16 protein-coding genes are annotated in these 18,349 nt (G+C 69.7%); 6 read left to right on the forward strand and 10 right to left on the reverse strand.

Annotation, left to right across the window (positions count from 1 at the left end):
- Positions 1-3 precede the first annotated feature (3 nt).
- On the reverse strand, positions 4-906 hold the full coding sequence (locus NK214_RS09630) for a LysR family transcriptional regulator (RefSeq protein WP_227108446.1): 903 nt from the start codon (positions 904-906) through the stop codon (positions 4-6).
- Positions 907-999: 93 nt separating this feature from the next.
- Here NK214_RS09630 and NK214_RS09635 point away from each other — a divergent pair, with 93 nt between their 5' ends.
- The 6 genes from NK214_RS09635 (at position 1,000) to antC (ending at position 6,470) form a co-directional block, all read left to right on the forward strand.
- On the forward strand, positions 1,000-2,151 hold the full coding sequence (locus NK214_RS09635) for a muconate/chloromuconate family cycloisomerase (protein ID WP_256477411.1): 1,152 nt from the start codon (positions 1,000-1,002) through the stop codon (positions 2,149-2,151).
- Positions 2,152-2,176: 25 nt separating this feature from the next.
- The gene (catC, locus tag NK214_RS09640) at positions 2,177-2,467 is read left to right on the forward strand and encodes a muconolactone Delta-isomerase (protein ID WP_253314350.1); all 291 of its coding nucleotides are present in this window, start codon (positions 2,177-2,179) and stop codon (positions 2,465-2,467) included.
- Between the two features lie 78 nt (positions 2,468-2,545).
- Positions 2,546-3,457 (forward strand): catechol 1,2-dioxygenase, encoded by a 912-nt coding sequence (gene catA, locus NK214_RS09645; RefSeq protein ID WP_253314351.1) that lies wholly within the window; start codon positions 2,546-2,548, stop codon positions 3,455-3,457.
- A gap of 91 nt (positions 3,458-3,548) precedes the next feature.
- Positions 3,549-4,943, forward strand: a complete 1,395-nt coding sequence (gene antA / locus NK214_RS09650; protein ID WP_231461658.1) for an anthranilate 1,2-dioxygenase large subunit — start codon at positions 3,549-3,551, stop codon at positions 4,941-4,943.
- A complete protein-coding gene (antB, locus tag NK214_RS09655; protein WP_227108449.1) occupies positions 4,940-5,431 on the forward strand; it encodes an anthranilate 1,2-dioxygenase small subunit in 492 nt (163 codons plus the stop codon). The genes antA and antB overlap by 4 nt, the downstream gene beginning before the upstream one ends.
- A 16-nt stretch (positions 5,432-5,447) precedes the next feature.
- A complete protein-coding gene (gene antC / locus NK214_RS09660; protein WP_253314352.1) occupies positions 5,448-6,470 on the forward strand; it encodes an anthranilate 1,2-dioxygenase electron transfer component AntC in 1,023 nt (340 codons plus the stop codon).
- 364 nt (positions 6,471-6,834) lie between these two features.
- On the opposite strand, the gene NK214_RS09665 is transcribed toward antC, so the two are convergent.
- From NK214_RS09665 to NK214_RS09710, 9 genes are all read right to left on the reverse strand, one after another.
- Entirely contained in the window at positions 6,835-7,212 is a 378-nt protein-coding gene (locus tag NK214_RS09665; protein ID WP_253314353.1) for a DUF6277 family protein, read from the reverse strand.
- An 84-nt stretch (positions 7,213-7,296) separates the two neighbouring features.
- Positions 7,297-10,752, reverse strand: a complete 3,456-nt coding sequence (gene tssM / locus NK214_RS09670; protein WP_253314354.1) for a type VI secretion system membrane subunit TssM — start codon at positions 10,750-10,752, stop codon at positions 7,297-7,299.
- Positions 10,749-12,374 carry a type IVB secretion system protein IcmH/DotU gene (icmH, locus tag NK214_RS25100; RefSeq protein WP_305883553.1) on the reverse strand — a complete coding sequence of 542 codons (1,626 nt, stop codon included), beginning with the start codon at positions 12,372-12,374 and terminating at the stop codon, positions 10,749-10,751. The genes tssM and icmH overlap by 4 nt, the downstream gene beginning before the upstream one ends.
- An 80-nt stretch (positions 12,375-12,454) precedes the next feature.
- Complete coding sequence (gene tssK, locus NK214_RS09685) at positions 12,455-13,816, reverse strand: type VI secretion system baseplate subunit TssK (protein ID WP_235088624.1); 1,362 nt, start codon at positions 13,814-13,816, stop codon at positions 12,455-12,457.
- Positions 13,813-14,412 (reverse strand): type VI secretion lipoprotein TssJ, encoded by a 600-nt coding sequence (locus NK214_RS09690; protein ID WP_107800057.1) that lies wholly within the window; start codon positions 14,410-14,412, stop codon positions 13,813-13,815. Before NK214_RS09690 ends, tssK begins: the two co-directional genes overlap by 4 nt.
- On the reverse strand, positions 14,412-14,798 hold the full coding sequence (locus NK214_RS09695; protein ID WP_043593253.1) for a DUF4150 domain-containing protein: 387 nt from the start codon (positions 14,796-14,798) through the stop codon (positions 14,412-14,414). The genes NK214_RS09690 and NK214_RS09695 overlap by 1 nt, the downstream gene beginning before the upstream one ends.
- A gap of 11 nt (positions 14,799-14,809) precedes the next feature.
- Positions 14,810-15,406: a DUF3540 domain-containing protein gene (locus NK214_RS09700; protein ID WP_107800058.1), complete on the reverse strand. Its 597-nt coding sequence runs from the start codon at positions 15,404-15,406 to the stop codon at positions 14,810-14,812.
- Positions 15,406-16,485 (reverse strand): pentapeptide repeat-containing protein, encoded by a 1,080-nt coding sequence (locus NK214_RS09705; protein WP_253314355.1) that lies wholly within the window; start codon positions 16,483-16,485, stop codon positions 15,406-15,408. The genes NK214_RS09700 and NK214_RS09705 overlap by 1 nt, the downstream gene beginning before the upstream one ends.
- Positions 16,482-18,349, reverse strand: a 1,868-nt coding sequence (locus NK214_RS09710; protein ID WP_253314356.1) for a DUF2169 domain-containing protein, incomplete at its 5' end; no start/stop codon positions are given. The genes NK214_RS09710 and NK214_RS09705, both read right to left, overlap by 4 nt.

An 18,349-nucleotide genomic window follows, 5' to 3' on the forward strand; every position in this document is an offset into this window, starting at 1 on the left:
GCCCTACTCTTCCAGCGCCTCCTCGCGCGGCAGCAGCTCGCGCAATAAGCGCCGGATCAGGGCCAGCTCCTCGGAGCGGTCCCCGCGCCGCGCGCTCATGATCAGCGGCGAGGCCAGGCCTTCGTCCGTCAGCGGCCGGTACACCACGTCGTCGCGGCGCAGCCTCAGCACGCTGGCCGGCACCACGCACACCCCCATGCCGGCGGCCACCAGGCCCAGCGCGGTTTGCAATTCTCTCACTTCCAGCGCGTAAGCCGGCTCCAGCGCGCGCTGGCGGAAGGCGGCCAGCACCTGGTCCGCGTAGCTGGGCCGTGGCTGGCGCGGATAGATCAGCACGGTTTCCTCCGCCGCGTCGCGCAGGCGCAAGGGTCCTTCGCGCCGCGCCAGCGGGTGCTCCAGCGGCAAGGCCAGCCACAAGGGCTCCTCGGCCAGCACTTCGCGCTCCACCGCCGGGTCGTCGAACAAGAGCCGGCCGAAGCCCACATCGATGCGGCCGGCCTTCAGGGCCTCCACCTGCTCCAAGGACGTCATTTCCAGCAAGGACAGCTCGGTGTCGACATGGATGGCGCGGAAGCGGCGTATCACTTCCGGCAAGGGCCGGTACAAGGTGGAGCCGACATACCCTATCACCAGCTGCCGGCGCGCCAGCGCGATCTTGCGCGTCATCGCGCGCATGCCCTGGGCCTGGGCCAGCAGATTGCGCGCCTGGGCGTAGAAGAAGCGGCCGGCCTCGGTCAGTTGCAAGGGCCGCGCGCCGCGGTCCAGCAGCAACAGGCCCAGTTCCTCCTCCAGTTGCTGGATCTGCCGGCTTAGCGGCGGCTGGGCGATGTGCAGCCGTTCCGCCGCGCGGGTGAAGTTGAGCTCTTCGGCGACGGCGACGAAGTAGCGCAGATGGCGCAATTCCATTCAATACCTCACAGGTATGGAAGCAGACGAAAACGGTGTTGGACCCGCGGTTCCACAGGCTTGCATGATATCCGAAACCACGGGAGCGCAATCTTGATACCTGATACCGCGATAGACACGGTGGAGACCATTCTGGTCGATCTGCCCACCATCCGCCCGCACCAGTTGTCGGTGGCCACCCTGCGCGGCCAGACGCTGGCCCTGGTCCGCATCCGCTGCCGAGACGGACAAGAAGGCTGGGGCGAGGCCACCACCATAGGCGGGCTGCAATACGGAGAGGAAAGCCCGGAAAGCGTCAAGACCAATATCGACTGCTACCTGGCGCCGCTGCTGCTGGGCGAGGACGCCCGCGACTTCGGCCGCCTGCTGGGCAAGCTGCGCCGCGGCGCCCGCGGCAACCGCTTCGCCAAGTGCGCGCTGGAAACCGCCTTGCTGGACATCCAGGCGCGGCGGCTGGAGGTGCCGCTGAGCGAGCTGCTGGGCGGCCGGGTGCGCGACAGCCTGCCGGTGGCCTGGACCCTGGCCAGCGGCGACACCGGCCGCGACATCGCCGAGGCCGAGGCCATGCTGGAGCGGCGCCGCCACCGCGCGTTCAAGCTGAAGATAGGCTTGCGCGCGCCGGAAGACGACGTGGCCCACGTGCTGGCGATACGCCGCGCGCTGGACGGCCGCGCCGGCGTGCGCGTCGACGTCAACCAGGCCTGGAGCGAGATGCAGGCCGAGCGCGCCATCGCCCGGCTGCAGGACGGCGGCGTGGAGCTGATCGAACAGCCGGTGCCGCGCGAGCACCCGGCGGCGCTGGCCCGGCTGGCGCGGCGCTTCGAGGTGCCCATCATGGCGGACGAATCCCTGCACGGCCCGGCGGACGCCAATCAGCTGGCGCGCCGGGACGCCGCCGACGTGTTCGCGGTGAAGATAGCGCAGTCCGGCGGCCTGTTCGCCGCGCGCCAGGTGGCCGAGATCGCCGCCGTCAACGGCCTGGGCCTCTACGGCGGCACCATGCTGGAAGGCGGCATCGGCACCATCGCCTCGGCCCAGTTGTTCTCCACCTTCGAACGGCTGGACTGGGGCAGCGAGCTGTTCGGCCCGCTGCTGCTGACCGAGGAATTGCTGAGCGAGCCGCTCTGCTACCGCGATTTCGAACTGCAACTGCCGTCCGGCCCCGGCCTGGGCGTGCGCCCGGACCCGGACAAGCTGGCGGCCCTGCGCCGCGACCGGACCGCGCCGCGCCTGCACGCGGTCTGACACCCGACACCCCAAGGAGACCACCATGCTGTTTCATGTGGAAATGCAAGTCAGCCTGCCGCACGACCTGGACCCGGAACGGGCGGCGGCCTTGAAGCTGGACGAGCGCGAACGCGCGCAAGCGCTGCAACGCAGCGGCCAATGGCGCCATCTATGGAGGCTCAGCGGCCAGTACGCCAACATCAGCGTATTCGACGTCGCCGACGCCGAAGAACTGCACCAACTGCTGTCCAGCCTGCCGCTGTTTCCCTTCATGCGCATCGAGGTCAAGCCCTTGAACCGGCATCCGTCCAGCATCCACGCCGACGACCGCTAGGCGCCCGCTTTAGCGGTCCACTGCGGCGGCGGCAAAACACAAGACCCCCGCCCCGCCCGTCAACAAAGGAGAAACACCATGGAACGCGCCGAAATCGACGCCCTGCTGCAACGCTTCGACCAAACCGCCAGCGAGCAGGCCAATCCGCGCACCCGCGCCATCGTCAACCGCTTGATGCGCGAGCTGTGCTACGCGATCGAGGACTTCGACATCCAGCCGTCGGAGTTCTGGAGCGCGGTGGAGCTGTTGGCCGACGCCGGCCGCAGCGGCGAGCTGGGCCTGATCGTGCCCGGGCTCGGGCTGGAACACCTCCTGGACCTGCGCGCCGACGAGGCCGAACGCAAGGCCGGCCTGCTCGGCGGCACGCCGCGCACCATAGAGGGGCCGCTCTACGTGGCCGGCGCGCCGCTGTGCGAATGCGAGGCGCGGCTGGACGACGGCAAGGACGACGGCGAACCCTTGTTCATGCGCGGCCAGGTGCGGGACGACGCCGGCCGGCCGGTGCCGCACGCGCTGGTGGAGGTATGGCACGCCAACAGCCTGGGCAATTACTCCTACTTCGACAAAACCCAGAGCGATTTCAACCTGCGCCGCAGCATCCGCGCCGACGAGCAAGGCCGCTACCGCTTCCGCAGCATCATGCCCTGTGGCTACAGCGTGCCGCCGGGCGGCGCCACCGACCGTCTGCTGCGGCAGCTGGGCCGTCACGGCCACCGTCCGGCCCACGTGCATTTCTTCGTGTCCGCGCCGGGCTTCCGCAAGCTGACCACCCAGATCAACATCCAGGACGATCCGCATCTGTGGGACGACTTCGCCTTCGGCACGCGCGACGGGCTGGTGCCGGACGTCCAGCGCGTCAGCGCGCCGGAGGAACTGCGCCAGAGCGGCGTGGGCAAGCCTTTCGCCCGCATCGAGTTCAACTTCACCCTGCACCGCGAAGCGGCTCCGGCCCCCTCCACCGAGGTCAGCCGCGCCCGCGCCCAGGCCTGATGGACCAAGGCTGATGGACTGATTGAAACCGCGGCCCGCCGCCCAGCGCGGCGGGCCCGCCGGAACGCAGAACCTGTTCAAGGACATTACGATGAGCACAACCTTCCGCACCACGGCGCAATGGCGCAGCTTCGTCGGCGGCTGCCTGGACTTCCGCCCGGACGACGGCGTCTACCGCATCGCCCGCGACATGTTCACCGACGCTCAGCTGTTCGAGCTGGAGATGGAGCTGATCTTCGAGAAAGTCTGGATCTACGCCTGTCACGAAAGCGAAATCGCCGAGCCCAACGACTTCATCACCCTGCAGGCCGGCCGCCAGCCGCTGATCGTCAGCCGCGACGCCAACGGCGGCCTGCACGCGCTGGTCAACGCCTGCCAGCACCGCGGCGCCACCCTGGTGCGCCAGTGCAAGGGCAATCAATCCACCTTCACCTGCCCCTTCCACGCCTGGTGCTACAAGAACGACGGCCGCCTGCTCAAGGTAAAGGCCCCGGGCGAATACCCGGCGGACTTCGACAAGGCCGGCCGATCGCTGAAACAGGCGCGCGTCGCCAGCTACAAGGGCTTCGTCTTCGTCAGCCTGGACGCGGACGGCGCGGACGCGCTGGAAGACTATCTGGGCGACGCCAAGGTCTTTTTCGACATGATGGTGGCGCAATCCCCCAGCGGCGAGCTGGAAGTGCTGCCCGGCAAATCCAGCTACACCTACGACGGCAACTGGAAGCTGCAAAACGAAAACGGCCTGGACGGCTACCACGTCAGCACCGTGCATTACAACTACGTGGCCACGGTGCAGCACCGCCAGGAAGTCAGCCGCCAACAAGGCGAGGCGCAGGCCGCCACGCTGGACTACAGCAAGCTGGGCGCCGGCGACGCCGCCACCGACGACGGCTGGTTCTCCTTCCCCAACGGCCACAGTCTGTTGTTCAGCGACATGCCCAACCCCGCGGTGCGGCCCGGCTACGCCGGCATCATGCCGCGGCTGGTGGCCGAACACGGCCAGGCCAAGGCGGAATGGATGATGCACCGGCTGCGCAATCTCAACATCTACCCCAGCCTGTTCTTCATGGACCAGATCAGCTCCCAGCTGCGCATCATCCGCCCGCTGGCCTGGAACAAGACCCTGGTGCAAAGCCAATGCCTGGGCGTCAAGGGCGAATCCGCCGCCGACCGCGAAAACCGCATCCGCCAGTTCGAGGACTTCTTCAATGTGTCCGGCATGGGCACGCCGGACGATCTGACCGAGTTCCGCGAGGCCCAGCGCGGCTTCCAGGGGCGGCTGGAGCGCTGGAGCGACATCTCGCGCGGCCACCCGCGCTGGCAGACCGGCGCCACGCCCAATAGCCTGACCCTGGGCATCCGCCCCTGCCTGACCGGGACCGAAATCACCCATGAGGGCCTGTACGTCAACCAGCACAGCGCCTGGCGGCAATGCCTGCTGCAAGGGCTGGAGCGGCGCGCCGCCGCCGAGGAGGCCGAGCAATGAATATCGAACTGCATTATCAGGTGGAGCAGTTCCTCTACCGCCACGCCGAGCGCTGCGACAGCCAGGACTGGGACGCCTACCTGGCCGATTACGCGCCGGACTGCGAATACCACGTGCCGCAATGGGACGCCGAGCATGTGTACACCACCGACCCCAAGCGCGAGATGTCGCTGATCTACTACGCCAGCCGCGCCGGCCTGGAAGACCGGGTATTCCGCATCCGCACCGGCAAATCCGCCGCCTGCAACCCGATGCCGCGCACCTTGCACCAGTTGGCCAATCTCCGCGTGGAACGCGGCGCGGACGGGCTGGTGGAGGCGCGCGTCAACTGGGCCACCTTCTACACCCGCTTTGGCGAGACCCGCTATTTTTACGGCCGCGCCGCGTACACGCTGGCGCGAAACGGCGACGGCTGGCTGATCCGGCGTCAGCATGTGCTCTTGCTGAACGATACCGTCAACGCGGTGTTGGACTTCTACCATCTTTGAATCGGAAAGCGCCGATATGCATCAAGTGGCTTTGAATTTTCTCGATGGCAGAACGCTATTTCTGGAAGCGCGGCCGGGGGAATTGCTGCTGGACGCCGCGCTGCGCCAGGGCATCAAGATCCCGATGGACTGCCGCGAGGGCGTGTGCGCCACCTGCCGCGGCCGCTGCGACCGCGGCGACTACAGCCAGGACTATGTCGACCCCGAGGCGCTGTCCGCGGAGGAGTTGGCGGAACGCAGCGTGCTGTCCTGCCAGACCCGGGTGCTGTCGGACGCGGCCTTTTCCTTCGACTTCGACTCCAGCCTGTGCCGCGGCGCGCCGGCCGCCCGTCTCAGCGCCGTGGTCAGCCGGGTGGAGCCGGTATCGGACAGCTGCGCCGTGCTGTGTCTGGACGCCTCCGCCGCCGAGGGCGCGCTGTCCTTCCTGCCCGGCCAATACGCGCGGCTGCGCGTGCCCGGCGGCGAGCAATGGCGCGCCTACTCCTTCGCCCACGCCCCCGGCGCGGACAAGCAGCTGCGCTTTCTGGTGCGGCTGCTGCCGGACGGCGCGATGAGCAATTATCTGCGCGACGGCTGGCGGGCCGGCGACCGCATCGAGCTGGAGGCGCCGCTGGGCAGCTTCTATCTGCGCCACATCGACAAGCCGGTGCTGATGCTGGCCGGCGGCACCGGCCTGTCCGCCTTTCTCGGCATGCTGGATCAATTGGCGGAACAAGGCGGCTGCGGCCAGCCGGTGACGCTGTATTACGGCGTCAACCGCGAAGGCGATCTGTGCGAGCTGCCGCGCTTGCGCGGCCTGGCCGAACGGCTGCCCGGCTTTGTCTGGCATCCGGTGGTGACGGCGCCGGGAGAGAATTGGAGCGGCAAGCGCGGGCTGATCCCGGATCATCTGGACGCGGACGCGCTGCGCGCGCGGGCCGCCGACATCTATCTCTGCGGCCCGCCGCCGATGGTGGACGCGATGCGCGACTGGCTGCGCCGTCACGGCTGCGAGCGCCTCAAGCTCTATCTGGAGAAGTTCGCCGACAGCGGCGGCTAAGCCGTAGTCCATTGAATCCGCTACGCGGATGATGATTTGCATTGCCGGGGCTGCCCGGCGGGCAGGAAGGGGAATTTGCTCGGCCAAATTCCCCTTCACCCCAAAGGCCGCCCTGCAAACCTGGCCTACGGCTTCCCGCCGGTTCCCGTCAGGCCCGAGGCGCGGCTGAACTCGCGATTTGCTAACGTCAAATCGCTCAAACAGGGCAGCCGCTTAAGACCTCGGGCCTGCCACCCGACGGCAGGCTTGAAGGGACCGGGGCACATCGGACAAGTTGCCTCCTGCGTATCCAACAACGCGCTAGCACAACAAAAGATCGCTGCCGGTTCCCAAGTCCAAACTCGCCCTGATCCAGGGCCCGCCTTTATTTACGCATGAAGGGCGCGAAGAAGGCTTCCGGCATTTCCGTGGGGAAGCCCTTGGCGTCGCTGGGGCGCAGGTCGGACATGTCCGGCTGGAAGTCGTAAGTCTTCTGCCGGCGCTGCTGGTCCTGGTGCACCGCCACCTGCTTATCCACCGCGGACTTGATCGCCGTCATGTGATCCAGCATCTGACGGCCCACGTCCTGCACATTGCCTATCATATTGCTGGCGTTGCTGCCGGAGGCGGTGGACATGCCCGGCACCGAGTTCATGAACGGCTCCGCCATGGAGCCGCCGGCGCTCTGGCCGTACTGGTGGGCGGCGCTGCACGCCTTGAGGATTTCCGCCGGGTTGATCATGTTTTCTGCGGCCTTGGTCATGGTGTTTCCTTTCAGTGGGTCATGGAATGAAGCAAACGGCGGCAATGCTGCCCGGGACCGGCCACGCCGGCCCCGGAGCCGTTGTCAGCCGCCTTGCGGACAACGGAAAGACTGGATCAGCCCGGACCACAGCGGCGACGGCGAGGACAGCGACTGCCACTCGATGCGCACCGAACCCAGGCTGCCCTGGTACAGACGCTCGCGGCGGTCCGCGGTCCCGCCCACGCCGCGGCCGGCGTCGAAGAAGCGGAACAGCGCCCACGGCCCGTCGTATTGCAGGGTGTTGACCCGGCCGTCCACCGACTTCATCTGCAGCCGTATCGCCAGCTTCTGGCTCTGGCCGTTCCAGTCGATGCGCTGCGGCGTGGTGGCGCCGTGGGCGAAGCGCAGGGTCTGGCCGGCCAGATCCAGTTGCACCTCGGCCAATTGCGGGTCCATGTCCAGGAAGCGCAAGACCGTGGGCACGCGCAAGCGTCCGCCGTCGTCCAGCATCGCGTCGCGGATGCGGCTGGCGCTCTCGTAAGCGCCTATCACGTCCGGGCTCAGCAGCGCCTGCTTGCCGCCGTCCACGCTGCGCGCCTTCCACGGCGCGACCGAGGTGTCAACATAGGCGGCCAGATGCTCGCGGAAATACACCGCCATCGCGCCCTGCGGCGCGAACAGCCGCTCAAAGCCCTCCACGCTGGCGTCCGCGCCGGCGCCGCGGCGGAAGGGATAGCGTCCGGTCAGGCCCTGATCGCAGGCGCTGCGGGTGGCGCCGGCCGCCCCCTTGTTGAGCACCGCCTGGGTCTGGCTGGAAGTGGCGGCGCTGCCGTTGTTGATCAGGTCCAGCATGATGCCGCGCACCGGTTCCGGCTGCAGGCCGGCGTCGCCGCGCAGCTTGGTGAACACATCGTATTGCGCCGGCAGCACCTGGCCGGTTTGCAGCGCGCCGTTGACCAGACCCAGCTGGCGGTACAGCGAATCGAACAGCCGCGCCAGCGGATTGCTGCCGCTGTTGTCGTTCTTCTCCAATTGCTTGGCGATCTGGCGCAAGGACTGGAAGTGCTCCTCCACCGCGTGTTCCGGCAGCAAGGTGGTCCGGTAGCGCTCGCCGTTGATCTCGCCCACCAGCGAGCGGCGGCTTTTCTCCAGCCGCGCCTTCTGGCGGTCTATCCAGCTGTCCATGCCACCGTCGTAGTTTCCGGTCAACATGGTTTCGCGTCCGGCGAAGCGCAGCAGATTGGCCAGCGGGGACTGCGAGTTCATCATGGACGCCGCCAGTTGCGCGGCGTCGTCGAGGCCGGTGACGGAGCGCACGCTGACATTGGCCAGAAAGCTTTGCCAGGCGGTGATGTAGTCCTGCAGATACTGGTTGCGGGCGCTATCGGCCAGCTTCTGCACCAGGCTGTCGATTTCAAAGCCGTTGCCGCGCAGCGGCTCGTTGCGCAGCACCCAGCTCTGCTCCTCCAGCATGGCGCGGGCGCTGGTCTCCAGCCGCGGCAGGAAGGCGTCGACATAGCCGGCGCGGGTGTACCAGCCGGAAACGGCGCTGTCGGTGTCCGGCACGTTGTTGCGCATGCGCAAGCTCATCGCGGAGCCGAAGCCGGCCGCGCGCGCCAGCGAGATGTCCTGAATCTGCGCCGGCAGGCCCTGCTCCCGCACATGGTTGAGCACCCGGGTCACCACCGGAATCTGCGAGGCGCGGGCGCGGGCCGTCTGCACCAGATTGGCGTCCTCCGGCGCCGCCGGCAGGCCGGGCAGCGCGATCAGCGCGCGCGCGTCGGCGATCAGCATGCGTCGGTCCTCGTCGTTGTACTGGCCTTCGGACAGCGCCTCCCAGCGCCCGGCGATCCAGCGCTCCACCGCGTCGGCGGAGCGGTATTGCGGCCGGCACAGCATCAAGTAAACCTTGAGCGTCAGGAAGATGTCGCCGGGGCTGCCCTCGGTCTGCGCCAGCAAGGTGCGTTTCACCTCGTTGTACAGCTCCGGCATCAGCGTTTTCTGCAGATGGCGGTGATAGGTGGCGGTGGCGGTTTCGGCCACGCGGCGGTGCTCGAAATACGGGGTTCTCATCCCGCGCTCGGCGCTTTCCGCCTGAGCCTGGGCGTAACGCATCTGCGCGGCCACCGCCAGCAGCGGCGATCCGGCGCTGGGCGCGCTGCCGGCCTGTTCCCGCGCCAGCGTCTTGCCCTCGCTGAACTGGGCCCAGACGTATTCCAGATAGTTGCGCTCGGCAAAATAGCCCCAGGCCACCCAGAGCAGCAGGCCCAGCGCCAAGGCCGGCAAGGCCGCCCAGCGCAGCGCGTTCAGCAGGCGGCGCTTGCGCGAGGGCGGCGCGGGCGGGGCCGGCCGTTCCCGCGCCTGGCGTTCGGCCGCGGTCAGGTTCTGCTCCATCAACTGCCGTTCCACCGCCACCTGGCGCAGCAAGGGCGTCCACAGCTCGCCCAGCGGCCGCGTCGCCGGTTCCGGTCCGTCGATTTCGATGTCGGCCACTTCCGCCACCGAGCCCAGCCACAGGCCGCGCAGATGAGCCGCGTCCTCGTCGCCGTCGCGGGCGAACAGCGGCGGCAGCAGGCCCTGCAAGGCCTGGCGCAGCCGGCCCAGCGCCTCCACGAAGCGCAGCTGGGCGTGGTTGGCCTCCACCTCGCCGGCCAGGGGCGCGGCGAACTGCACCTGGCGCTGCACTCTTTGCTCCAGGCTGTGCAAGGCCGGCGCCCAGGCGCCGGCGGCGTCCGCGCCGGCTTCCAGCGGCAGCGGGAAGCCGATGCCGCGCGCCCAACGCTCCGGCCGCATCTGGTTCAGCATCGCCAGCGCGCCGTCCAGCCGGTCCGCCCCGGTCAGGGCCAGGTAAACATTGGGGGTGCGGCCCAGGCCGTCGCGCAGCTTGAGCAGGCGCTGGCGCAAGGTGGCGGCCATTTGCTGACGGCGTTTGGACGCCATGGAAATCAAATCGTCGCCGCCCACGCACAGCACCACGCCGCTGACGCTGAGCTGGTCGCGCAGGGCCGCCAAGCCGGCCAGCAGCTTGTCCCAGGCGGCGGAGGCTTCCTGATCGTAGCCTTCGCCGACATTCCACTGGCCCTGGGTGTCCAGCCACACCGCGTCCGAAGACAGGCGGAAATCCAGGCCCAGGCCCTGCCCTATCGCCGTCGCCGGCGCCGCGCCGTCGCGCAGCGTCCAGGACAGCAGGCTGCTTTTGCCGCTGCCGGCGGCGCCCAAGAGCAGATAGCACGGCAGCGGCGCGCCGCCGCGGCGGCTCAGCTGGCGCTCCAGTTGCTGCAAGGTGTCGCTGATATAGTCCGGCGGGCCGGGGTCCGGCTCCGGTTCCGGCGCGGGCTTGGGCGCGCGTCGGAAGGCGCGCGGCGCGGCGGTCAGCCGGCCCCACAGCCAGCTCAGCAGCGGCCAAAAGCCCCAGATCAGCGCCGCCGCCACCAGGATGTGCCGCAGCAAGGCCCAGCCCAGCGGCCGGTAGACGCCGATGGAGATCAGCGGGCCTATCCACCAGATCGCCAGCGCGATCAAAAGCGCGATCAAGACGCGCATGCTTTGCCGGATCATGGTTGTTGCTCCTTATAGCCGGGCTCCAGCGGGCTGGGGCCGTTGGCGATGCCGACGCCCGGGGCCAGCGCCAGCGGGGCCGGCGTCTGAGCGCTTTGACCGGGCGACGGGACGGCGGCCGCCGCGCCCTTGGCCGCGTCCGCCACTTTCCACAACACGTCGACGCGACGGTTGCGCTCATAGGCGGCCGGCGTTTGCGCCGCGTCCAGCGGCGCGCTGTCGCCGCGGCCGGAGGAATCGATGCGCCGCGCCACCGCGTTGTCGGGCGCTTGCGCGCCGCCGGGAATCGCGGTCTGGCGCAGAGTGTCCGCCACCGAGCGCGCGCGCGCCTCGGACAGGCGCTGATTGCTGGGGAAGGCGCTGGTCTGGATCGGCTGGCGGTCGGTATGGCCTATCACCTCCAGATCGCCCGGCCACGGCGCGAAAGCCTGGCCCAGCCGTTCGATGTTTTTCTGGAAGGACGCCCTCACCTCGGCCTTGCCCACGTCGAAGGCGCCGTCGCTGCGGAAGACCAGCAGCCAGCCTTGCGGGTGCTTATAGGCCACCAGCCAGCCTTCGGACAGCAGCTGCGGCAGCGGCGGCGGCAAAGTGGTGGCCAGATTGATGCTGCGCAAGGGCGGGGTCCAGGCCGCCAGCGCTTCGCGTATCGGCCGGCCCAGCAGGTCCAGGCTGATATTGGCCGCGCCGTAGGCCAGCGCCACCACGCCCAGCGCGATGGCGCCGCCGCGCAGCGGGGTCAGCCAGCGCTGGCGCGGCGGGGCTTCGGGTTCCGGCGGCGGCGGCGGGGGCGGCGGCGCGATCAATTCCGCGCCCAGCGGCTCCGGTTCCCGCTGGCGCCAGATCGCCGCGTGCAGCTGCGAGCGCAAATCCTGCAGCAGCGCCTCGCCGCGATCCAGCACCCGGTAACGGCCTTGCCAGCCCAGGGCCAGCACCAGTTCGTACAGCTCCAGCAAGGGGGTGGGCGACGGCTCGTGGCGCAACCAGCGCTGCAGGTCGGCGAAGGCGTCTTCCCCGCCCCAGGCGTCGTCGTGGAATTCCACCAGCAGGCTGCGCTCGCCGTCGTAGGGCTGTTGGCCGGCGCCGCGCGCCGCGTCGTTGCAGACCTCGTCCAGATAGGTGCACAGCAGGTAGGAGGCGTCCTGGGCCTGTTGCCACTCGCAGCCGGAGGCCGCCAGGCGTTCGCGGTAGAGCTTGAGTTCCAGGCCCAGCTGGGCGCGGATCTGCGCCTGGCTCTCCGCCGCGCCGCCTTGCAGCCGCTGCAATTGCAACACCGCCGGCAAGGCGTGGGAGATGAAGGGATTGTCCCATTGCGCCTGTTGCAGGCCGGCCTTGAGCAGGCCGCCGCGCGCGCCGGAGCGCTGATAGATCACCGGCGCGTCGTCGGGCTCGGCCTGCGCCCTGCCCGCGCCCGCCGTCGGCGGCGCGGCGGGCGGCAGCGCCAGCGGCAAGGCCTCCAGCGTCTCAGGCTCCGGCTGGGCGTCCAGCGTGGACACTTGCTGGCCCGGCATCAGCAGCGGCAGGTTTTCCAGCCGGCTGCGCATCGCGCCTTCCAGCATGCCGCTGTTCAGGTGCGCGGTGGAGGCCCGGCGAAAGATGGAGGAAAAATTATGCAGCAGATTCATTTAGGTTCACTCTTTCGGCTATTGGGTTTTGAACCTGTTTTACGGTCCCGCGAGCACGCGCTGCAGGCTGCAAACTGGTTCTAAGCAACCTTGCCTTCGCGCAACCCCCAAGCCTCAAACCTCAAGTCCTGGAAGTCCCCGACGATGCGCAGCGCCAGCGCCGAGCCGGCGAAGGCCTGCGCCCAGAACGGGTCGCTGGATTCCACTTCGAAATACACGCTCTGCGCGTAGTACGGCACCTGGCGCGGCGGATTGGGCGCGGGGATCAGGCGCGCGCCCGGCAATTGCAGGTCCACCAGTTTCTGGATCTGCTCCACCGCGCCCAGCTTGGCCTGCTGCGGCAGCAATTGGCGCAGCTTGTCCGCCGGCATCGCCGCGGAGAAGGCGAACACCATCTTCTGCAGCTTCCACTGGCGGTCCACCACGCAGACGTGGACCTGGTCGCCGCGGTCCTCGAACTTCAGCGGCAGCACCGGGGTTTCGATCACCCTGGCCAGCGCGTAGCGCAAGGTGGCGGCCAGCGGCTCGAACCCGGCTTGCAGGTCGTTGTGCTGATAGACGAACTGCCGCTCGGCCAGGGCCTCGTCCACGCCGGGCAGCACGCTGAGGCGGCCCAACAGGCCGATCAGCTCCTGGAACAACAAGGCCGGCGGCAGCGGGTCGAAGGCGTCCAGGTGGGCCAGCCGCATCCGGTATTCGGCGATGCCCTGGCGCAGCATCAGCTCCACCAGATCGGCCAGGCCGCCGCCGGCGGACAGCAGGCGCAAGCCGGCGCTGCCGGCCAGCCGCACTTGCAGCGTGCTTTGCAATTCCTCGATCAGCGCGCGCAGCGTCTGGTGGGCGCGGCTGTCCAGCAGCGGCGGGATGAAGCGCGGGTCCAGCAGCAGGGTCAGCGCGCTGCTGCGCCCGGCCACCCGGGCGAAGGGCAAGGCGGTTTCATCGGCGCGCAATTGCGATTGCCAGCACAGCCGCGTCATCATGCGGCCGGTTTCCAGCGTCAGCCGCCGCGGCGAGCCCGGCGCGTCCAGGCCCACGCTGAGGTCGGGCACTTCGGTGGCGGCGGCGTGGTAGCGCGCGGCGGCCGGTGCGTCGCCGAAGGCCATTTCCGGGCCGCCGCAGCCGGCGGCCGGCAAAGCCAGGCAGGCGATGTCGCCAGCCTGGGCTTCCGAGGTGTCCAGCGGCGCCGGCAAGGGGTCGTGCGCCGGCAGCGCGAACGGGGTGCCGTCCGGCAGCACGCCTTCGGCGGCGCGCAGGCCCAGCCGGCCCAGGCCCAGGCCGTCGCTGTCCACGTCCAGCCGGAAAAAGCCCCAGCCGTGGTTGGAGGTCTGGCGCATCCGCAGGCCGAACTGATGGGCCAGATGGCGTTCCTGCTGCTGAAAATGCTGGGTTTCTATCAACATGCCGTCGCTCCAGGCGACGGGTCCTACCGGCAAAGCGCTCATGGGCTTTCCTCCAGATGGGCGATGGGCGCCTTGCGCGTTTTGCGCCAAGGCTTGCGGCCGGGCTTGGCCGGCGGCGGCGACGCGGCGGGCGCCGCCGCGGAGGCGTCCGCCGGCAAGGGGGCGGGCCGCAGCGCGTCGACGATGCGGCTGCGCTCCAGCAGCACCGCCAGATGGATCAGCTGGCGGCCGTCCACCCGGATGCGCAGCGGCGCGTAGCCGGGCGGCTTGCTGGCGAAGTCCGCGTCCGCCAGCAGCCAGACCGGGTCCGAGCCGGAGGCCGGCAGCAGCACTTGCTGCACCTGATTGGGCGCCACCACGTGGCGGGATTCGGCCGCCACTTCGCGGCCGCGCTGGGCGCAGCTGGAATCCTCCAGCCCGGCCGGCGGCAGCCAGTTGGCCTCCCGCACCACGTACAGGCAGACCTGCACCGGCCGCGGGCCGCCGCCGCTGTTGTTCAGCTGGCCGCCGCCCACCAGGGTGACGTGCAGCTGGCGCGGCCCCTCGTCGCTCCGCGAGGAGAACAGCGAGGAGCAGCCCGCCAGGCCGGCCAGCGCGCACAGCAGCAGCGCGCGCCGGACAAAGGAGAAGGAGGTCATTAGCTCAAGGTCATGGTGATGGTCTGAGAAGGAGCCACCGTCTGCCCGGCGGTGTTCTGGTTATTGGGCAGATTGGTGTCGGTCAGCCGCGTCTGCGGCGCGCCCTGGATCAGCACCTTGCCGGAGCCGGTCACGTGGCGGGACAACGCCGCCACGGTGCCGGAAGCCACGCCGCCCATCGAACCGCCCTCGTCGCCGTGGGTCATCGGGATGATGGTGTTGAGGTTGTGCACCGGGCCGCCGGCGTAAATGATGGTCGGCACATTGGGCACCGCCTCCGGCTTGTTGGCGATATTGGCGTAGGTGGACGGAATCCCCAGCGGCGGGGTCTTGCAGACGTCGGAGGCCGCCAGGGCCATGCCGCCCGCGGAACAATTGGCGAACATCGCGATTCTCCTCAAGCTACGTGGATCTGGCCGGCGTCCAGCTTCAACAGCGAAGCCGAACTCAGCGCCGTGCTCTTGGCGTGCAGCCCCATGTGGCGGTCCGCGTGCAGCAGCAGGCTGCCGCAGTGCGCGGCGTCGGTGCCGCCGATATGGGTCTGCCGCTCCTGTGCCGCGGTGGCGATGGCCTGGGCGCGGCTGTTGAGCTGCCGGCCGTTCAGGCTCAGTTCGCCGTCGGCGCACAGATGCAGCTCGGCGGCGTGCAGCTGCACGCTGGCCGCGCCCAGTTCCAGCCGGCAGACGCCGCCCGGCTGCGGGCGCTCCAGCACGGCCAGCACCCAGCACCCCTCTTCCGACGCCGCCAATTGCACCAGATCGCCGCGCTGCGGCCTCACCAGGCAGCTGAAGGCGGCGCGCGCCTGGCGCAGCGCGCCGGTCGGCAGCCGGACCAGCCATTCGCCGTCTCCCTCGCCTTGCGCGCACACCCGCGCCGGCAGCCATTCCTGGCTGGGGCGCGGCGTCGGCGCGGCCACGCGCAGCGCGCGCAGCACCGGATCGGATTCGGCCGGGGTTTCAGCCCAGGCCAGGGCGCTCTCTTGCATCCATGTCATCATGCGGCTCCTCTAGGTCCGGGCTGCGTCTGTTGCCGCCAGGCCCGGTCTTGCTCAAGTTTGCTATCGTCGAACAGCGCGCCGGCGGTGTCCGCCGCGCTCCATGCGCCGCGCGGCTGGCCTATCAGCCTGCCGCCGCGGCAATCGCAGCCGGACAGCTTCACCGACTGCAGCGCGGCGCCGCTGGCGTCCAGCCCGCGCAAATTGGCGCCGGACAGATTGACCTGTTCCAGCCGCGCCTGCCGCAGCGACAGCCGCGGCGCGCTCAATTGCTCGAAGGCGCAGTCCTCCAGCCGCGCGCCGTCGAACAGGGCCTGCTCCAGATCGGCCTCGCGCGCTTGCACCCGCCGCAGCCGGGCCTGGTCGAAACTGGCGCCGGCAAGACGGCTGGCTCGGATGGCACCGCCGTTCCAGACGCTGTGCGACCAGGCCGCCTGGCGCAGCTCGCAGTGGTCCAGCGCCATATGCTCCAGTTCGCAATCTATCCAGCGCGCGTTCAGGCCCCGGCAGGCGCTCAGCGCCACGCGCCGCGCCCGGCTCTGGCCGTGGATGAAGTTGCGCAGCTCCGCGCCTTCCACGCTGAAACCGTCCAGCTGATTGCGGATCCAGGCGCTGTCCGACCAGCGCCCGCCCTGCAACTGCCACTCGCGCAGCCGACAATCGACGAAGGAGCCGTGCGCGCTGTGCACATCGCTCAGCCGCCAATCGGCCGCGTCCAGCTCCACGCAGGAAAAGTCGCGCTGCCGCCCGCCGCGCCATTGGGCCCCGGACGCGCTCACCCGCTGCCAGCCCACCCGTTCCAGTTCGCATTCGTCCCAAACGCAGTCGATGAACTGGCTGTCGGCGCAGCCCAGCTCGCGCCAGACGCAGCGTTCGAAACGGTTGGCCTCGAAACGGCAGTTGACGAAGCGGACCTCCTCGAAGCGGCACCGCTGCCAGTGAACGCCTTCGAAACGGCAGTCGATGTAGACGGCGCGGTTCAGCGTCGCCGCCGGCGGCGCGTCGAAACGCAGCCCCTCCACCACCGCCGGCAACTGTCCGGCCAGCTCCCGCAAGACCTCCTCTCCCGCCGCGCTCATGGCGCCCTCCTCGGCCAGTCCTGGCGTCCGGTTTCCAGATTGCCTCTCCAGCCGCCGCCGGACGGCGGCCGCATCCAGGCGGTTTTGGCGTCGATCAGATTGCAGCCCTCCATCCGGCTGTCCTCCAGGCCTGCGCCGTAGAACAGCGCGTCCTTCAAGGCGCAGGCCTCGAAGCGGGCGCGCGTCAGATCGGCGTGGGTGGCGTTGAGGCCGTCCAGCGCGCAGCCCCGCCACAGCGAATCCGGCGCCCGCAGCCGCTGAGCGTGCAGTTGCGGGCAGGCGCAGTGCTCCATCCGCAGCTGCGCCGCGTCCAGCTCCTGCCAGCTGCACGACAGCAGTTCGCAGTCTTCCAGCCGCGCCTGGCGCAGCGAGCTGCCGTGCGACACCACGCCGAAGCGTTGCTGGCAGCGCTGCCAGACGCTGGCGGACAAATCGGTGTCCAGCGCGCTGAACTTCAGCAGCCGGCATTGCCGCCAGCCGCTGCGCGGCAGCTGGCATTCCACCAGCCCCAGGCCGTCGGCCTGCAGGCCGGTGAAGCGCCAGTCCTCGGCGCGCACCCGGCACCAATTGACCTGATCCCAGCGCAGCTGGCCGATCCTGCCGCCGGCGCCGCCCTCGCCCTGCACGGTGACCGCGCGCCAGGCGCCGCCGTTGACCGCGATGTCGTCCAGCCGGCAATCCTCTATGCCCAGCTGCGCCAGCTCCACGCCGTTCCAGACGCTGGCGCCCAGATTGCAGCGGTTCAAGCCGCCGCCGCTCCAGCGCACCGCTTCCAGCACGGCGCCGGCCAGCGAGCAATCGACGAACTGCACCTGCTCCAGCCGGCATTGCCGCCAGCGGCCGTGATCCAGCTTGCAGCGTTCGAAGCGGACCTGGTTCAGTTCGCGGCCGTCGATGACCAGACCGCTCAGATCGGCGTCGCGTATGGTCAGCTCGCTCCAGGGGCCGCGCTCGCTTTGCAGCCGCGCGCGCCAGTCTTCCTCGTCGGCCGCCGCCTGCGGCAGGCCGGCCAAGGCGTTTTCATTGGCGCGGACAAAGGACTGCAGCCGGCTTTGCGCCGCCTGCGCCTCGCGCAAATCCTCGCGGTTCTGTTCCAGCCGCGCGCGGATCTCGGCGCGATCGCGCGGCGGCGGCGCGAAGCGCGGATGGTCGGCGGAGTCCAGGATCTGTTCCCAGACCCAGCCGCGCGCGGGGTCCGGCATCAGCGCGTGATCGGCCAGCAAGAGCGGGTCCTGGTCGTCCAGCCGCGCGCGGCGCTCGGCGAAGGCGGCAAGCTCCGCCGGCCGCTCCGGCTCGGCGGCGTCCTTGAAGCCCAGCGCCAGCCGGCCGACGCTGTCGTCCAGCACGTAATCCAGCGGCAGGAAGCCGTTCCACCACATCACGCCCAGATCCGCGTCCGGCAGCAGCCATACGGTTTGCAGCCTCAGTTCCGGGCGCTCGTCCAGCGGGCCGTCGCCGCGCCCGGCCAGCAGCAGCGGCCGCAGGGCCGGCAAGCGGCCCTGAAGCTCGCCGCCGCGAAAACCGCTGAGCGCGTACGGCGCTTGCGCCGGCCAGCAAGCCTGCTCCGACCATTGGTCCGGCGCCGCCTGCTGGAAGAAGCGCAGATCGGTGGCCGCCGGCCAGCCCATATGGCTGCCGTCCTCCGCCATCGCCTGCGGCGAGCCGGCGAAGCGCGGCTGCCATTGGCGGCGTTCCGGCCAGTCGCTGCCCAGCGGCCCCATCGCCGCCAGCGGCGCCGGGCTCACGCTCAGGCCGCGGACCCGTTGCAAGGGCGGCGCCGCGTGGCGTTGGCCGAAAGGGTTTTCGCCCTGCAGGCCGGCGGCGGCCTGACGCGGGTCCAGCGCCAGGCTGGCCTCGGCGCGGC

This window comes from Chromobacterium sp. S0633, from assembly GCF_024158805.1.
Classification (GTDB): domain Bacteria; phylum Pseudomonadota; class Gammaproteobacteria; order Burkholderiales; family Chromobacteriaceae; genus Chromobacterium.

What these genes read in the sequence shown, in the direction of transcription:
- NK214_RS09630 (WP_227108446.1), bottom strand. Translation starts at nt 906, where the DNA reads ATGGAATTGCGCCATCTGCGCTACTTCGTCGCCGTCGCCGAAGAGCTC.
- catC (WP_253314350.1), top strand. Translation starts at nt 2,177, where the DNA reads ATGCTGTTTCATGTGGAAATGCAAGTCAGCCTGCCGCACGACCTGGAC.
- catA (WP_253314351.1), top strand. Translation starts at nt 2,546, where the DNA reads ATGGAACGCGCCGAAATCGACGCCCTGCTGCAACGCTTCGACCAAACC.
- antA (WP_231461658.1), top strand. Translation starts at nt 3,549, where the DNA reads ATGAGCACAACCTTCCGCACCACGGCGCAATGGCGCAGCTTCGTCGGC.
- antB (WP_227108449.1), top strand. Translation starts at nt 4,940, where the DNA reads ATGAATATCGAACTGCATTATCAGGTGGAGCAGTTCCTCTACCGCCAC.
- antC (WP_253314352.1), top strand. Translation starts at nt 5,448, where the DNA reads ATGCATCAAGTGGCTTTGAATTTTCTCGATGGCAGAACGCTATTTCTG.
- NK214_RS09665 (WP_253314353.1), bottom strand. Translation starts at nt 7,212, where the DNA reads ATGACCAAGGCCGCAGAAAACATGATCAACCCGGCGGAAATCCTCAAG.
- tssM (WP_253314354.1), bottom strand. Translation starts at nt 10,752, where the DNA reads ATGATCCGGCAAAGCATGCGCGTCTTGATCGCGCTTTTGATCGCGCTG.
- icmH (WP_305883553.1), bottom strand. Translation starts at nt 12,374, where the DNA reads ATGAATCTGCTGCATAATTTTTCCTCCATCTTTCGCCGGGCCTCCACC.
- tssK (WP_235088624.1), bottom strand. Translation starts at nt 13,816, where the DNA reads ATGAGCGCTTTGCCGGTAGGACCCGTCGCCTGGAGCGACGGCATGTTG.
- NK214_RS09690 (WP_107800057.1), bottom strand. Translation starts at nt 14,412, where the DNA reads ATGACCTCCTTCTCCTTTGTCCGGCGCGCGCTGCTGCTGTGCGCGCTG.
- NK214_RS09695 (WP_043593253.1), bottom strand. Translation starts at nt 14,798, where the DNA reads ATGTTCGCCAATTGTTCCGCGGGCGGCATGGCCCTGGCGGCCTCCGAC.
- NK214_RS09700 (WP_107800058.1), bottom strand. Translation starts at nt 15,406, where the DNA reads ATGACATGGATGCAAGAGAGCGCCCTGGCCTGGGCTGAAACCCCGGCC.
- NK214_RS09705 (WP_253314355.1), bottom strand. Translation starts at nt 16,485, where the DNA reads ATGAGCGCGGCGGGAGAGGAGGTCTTGCGGGAGCTGGCCGGACAGTTG.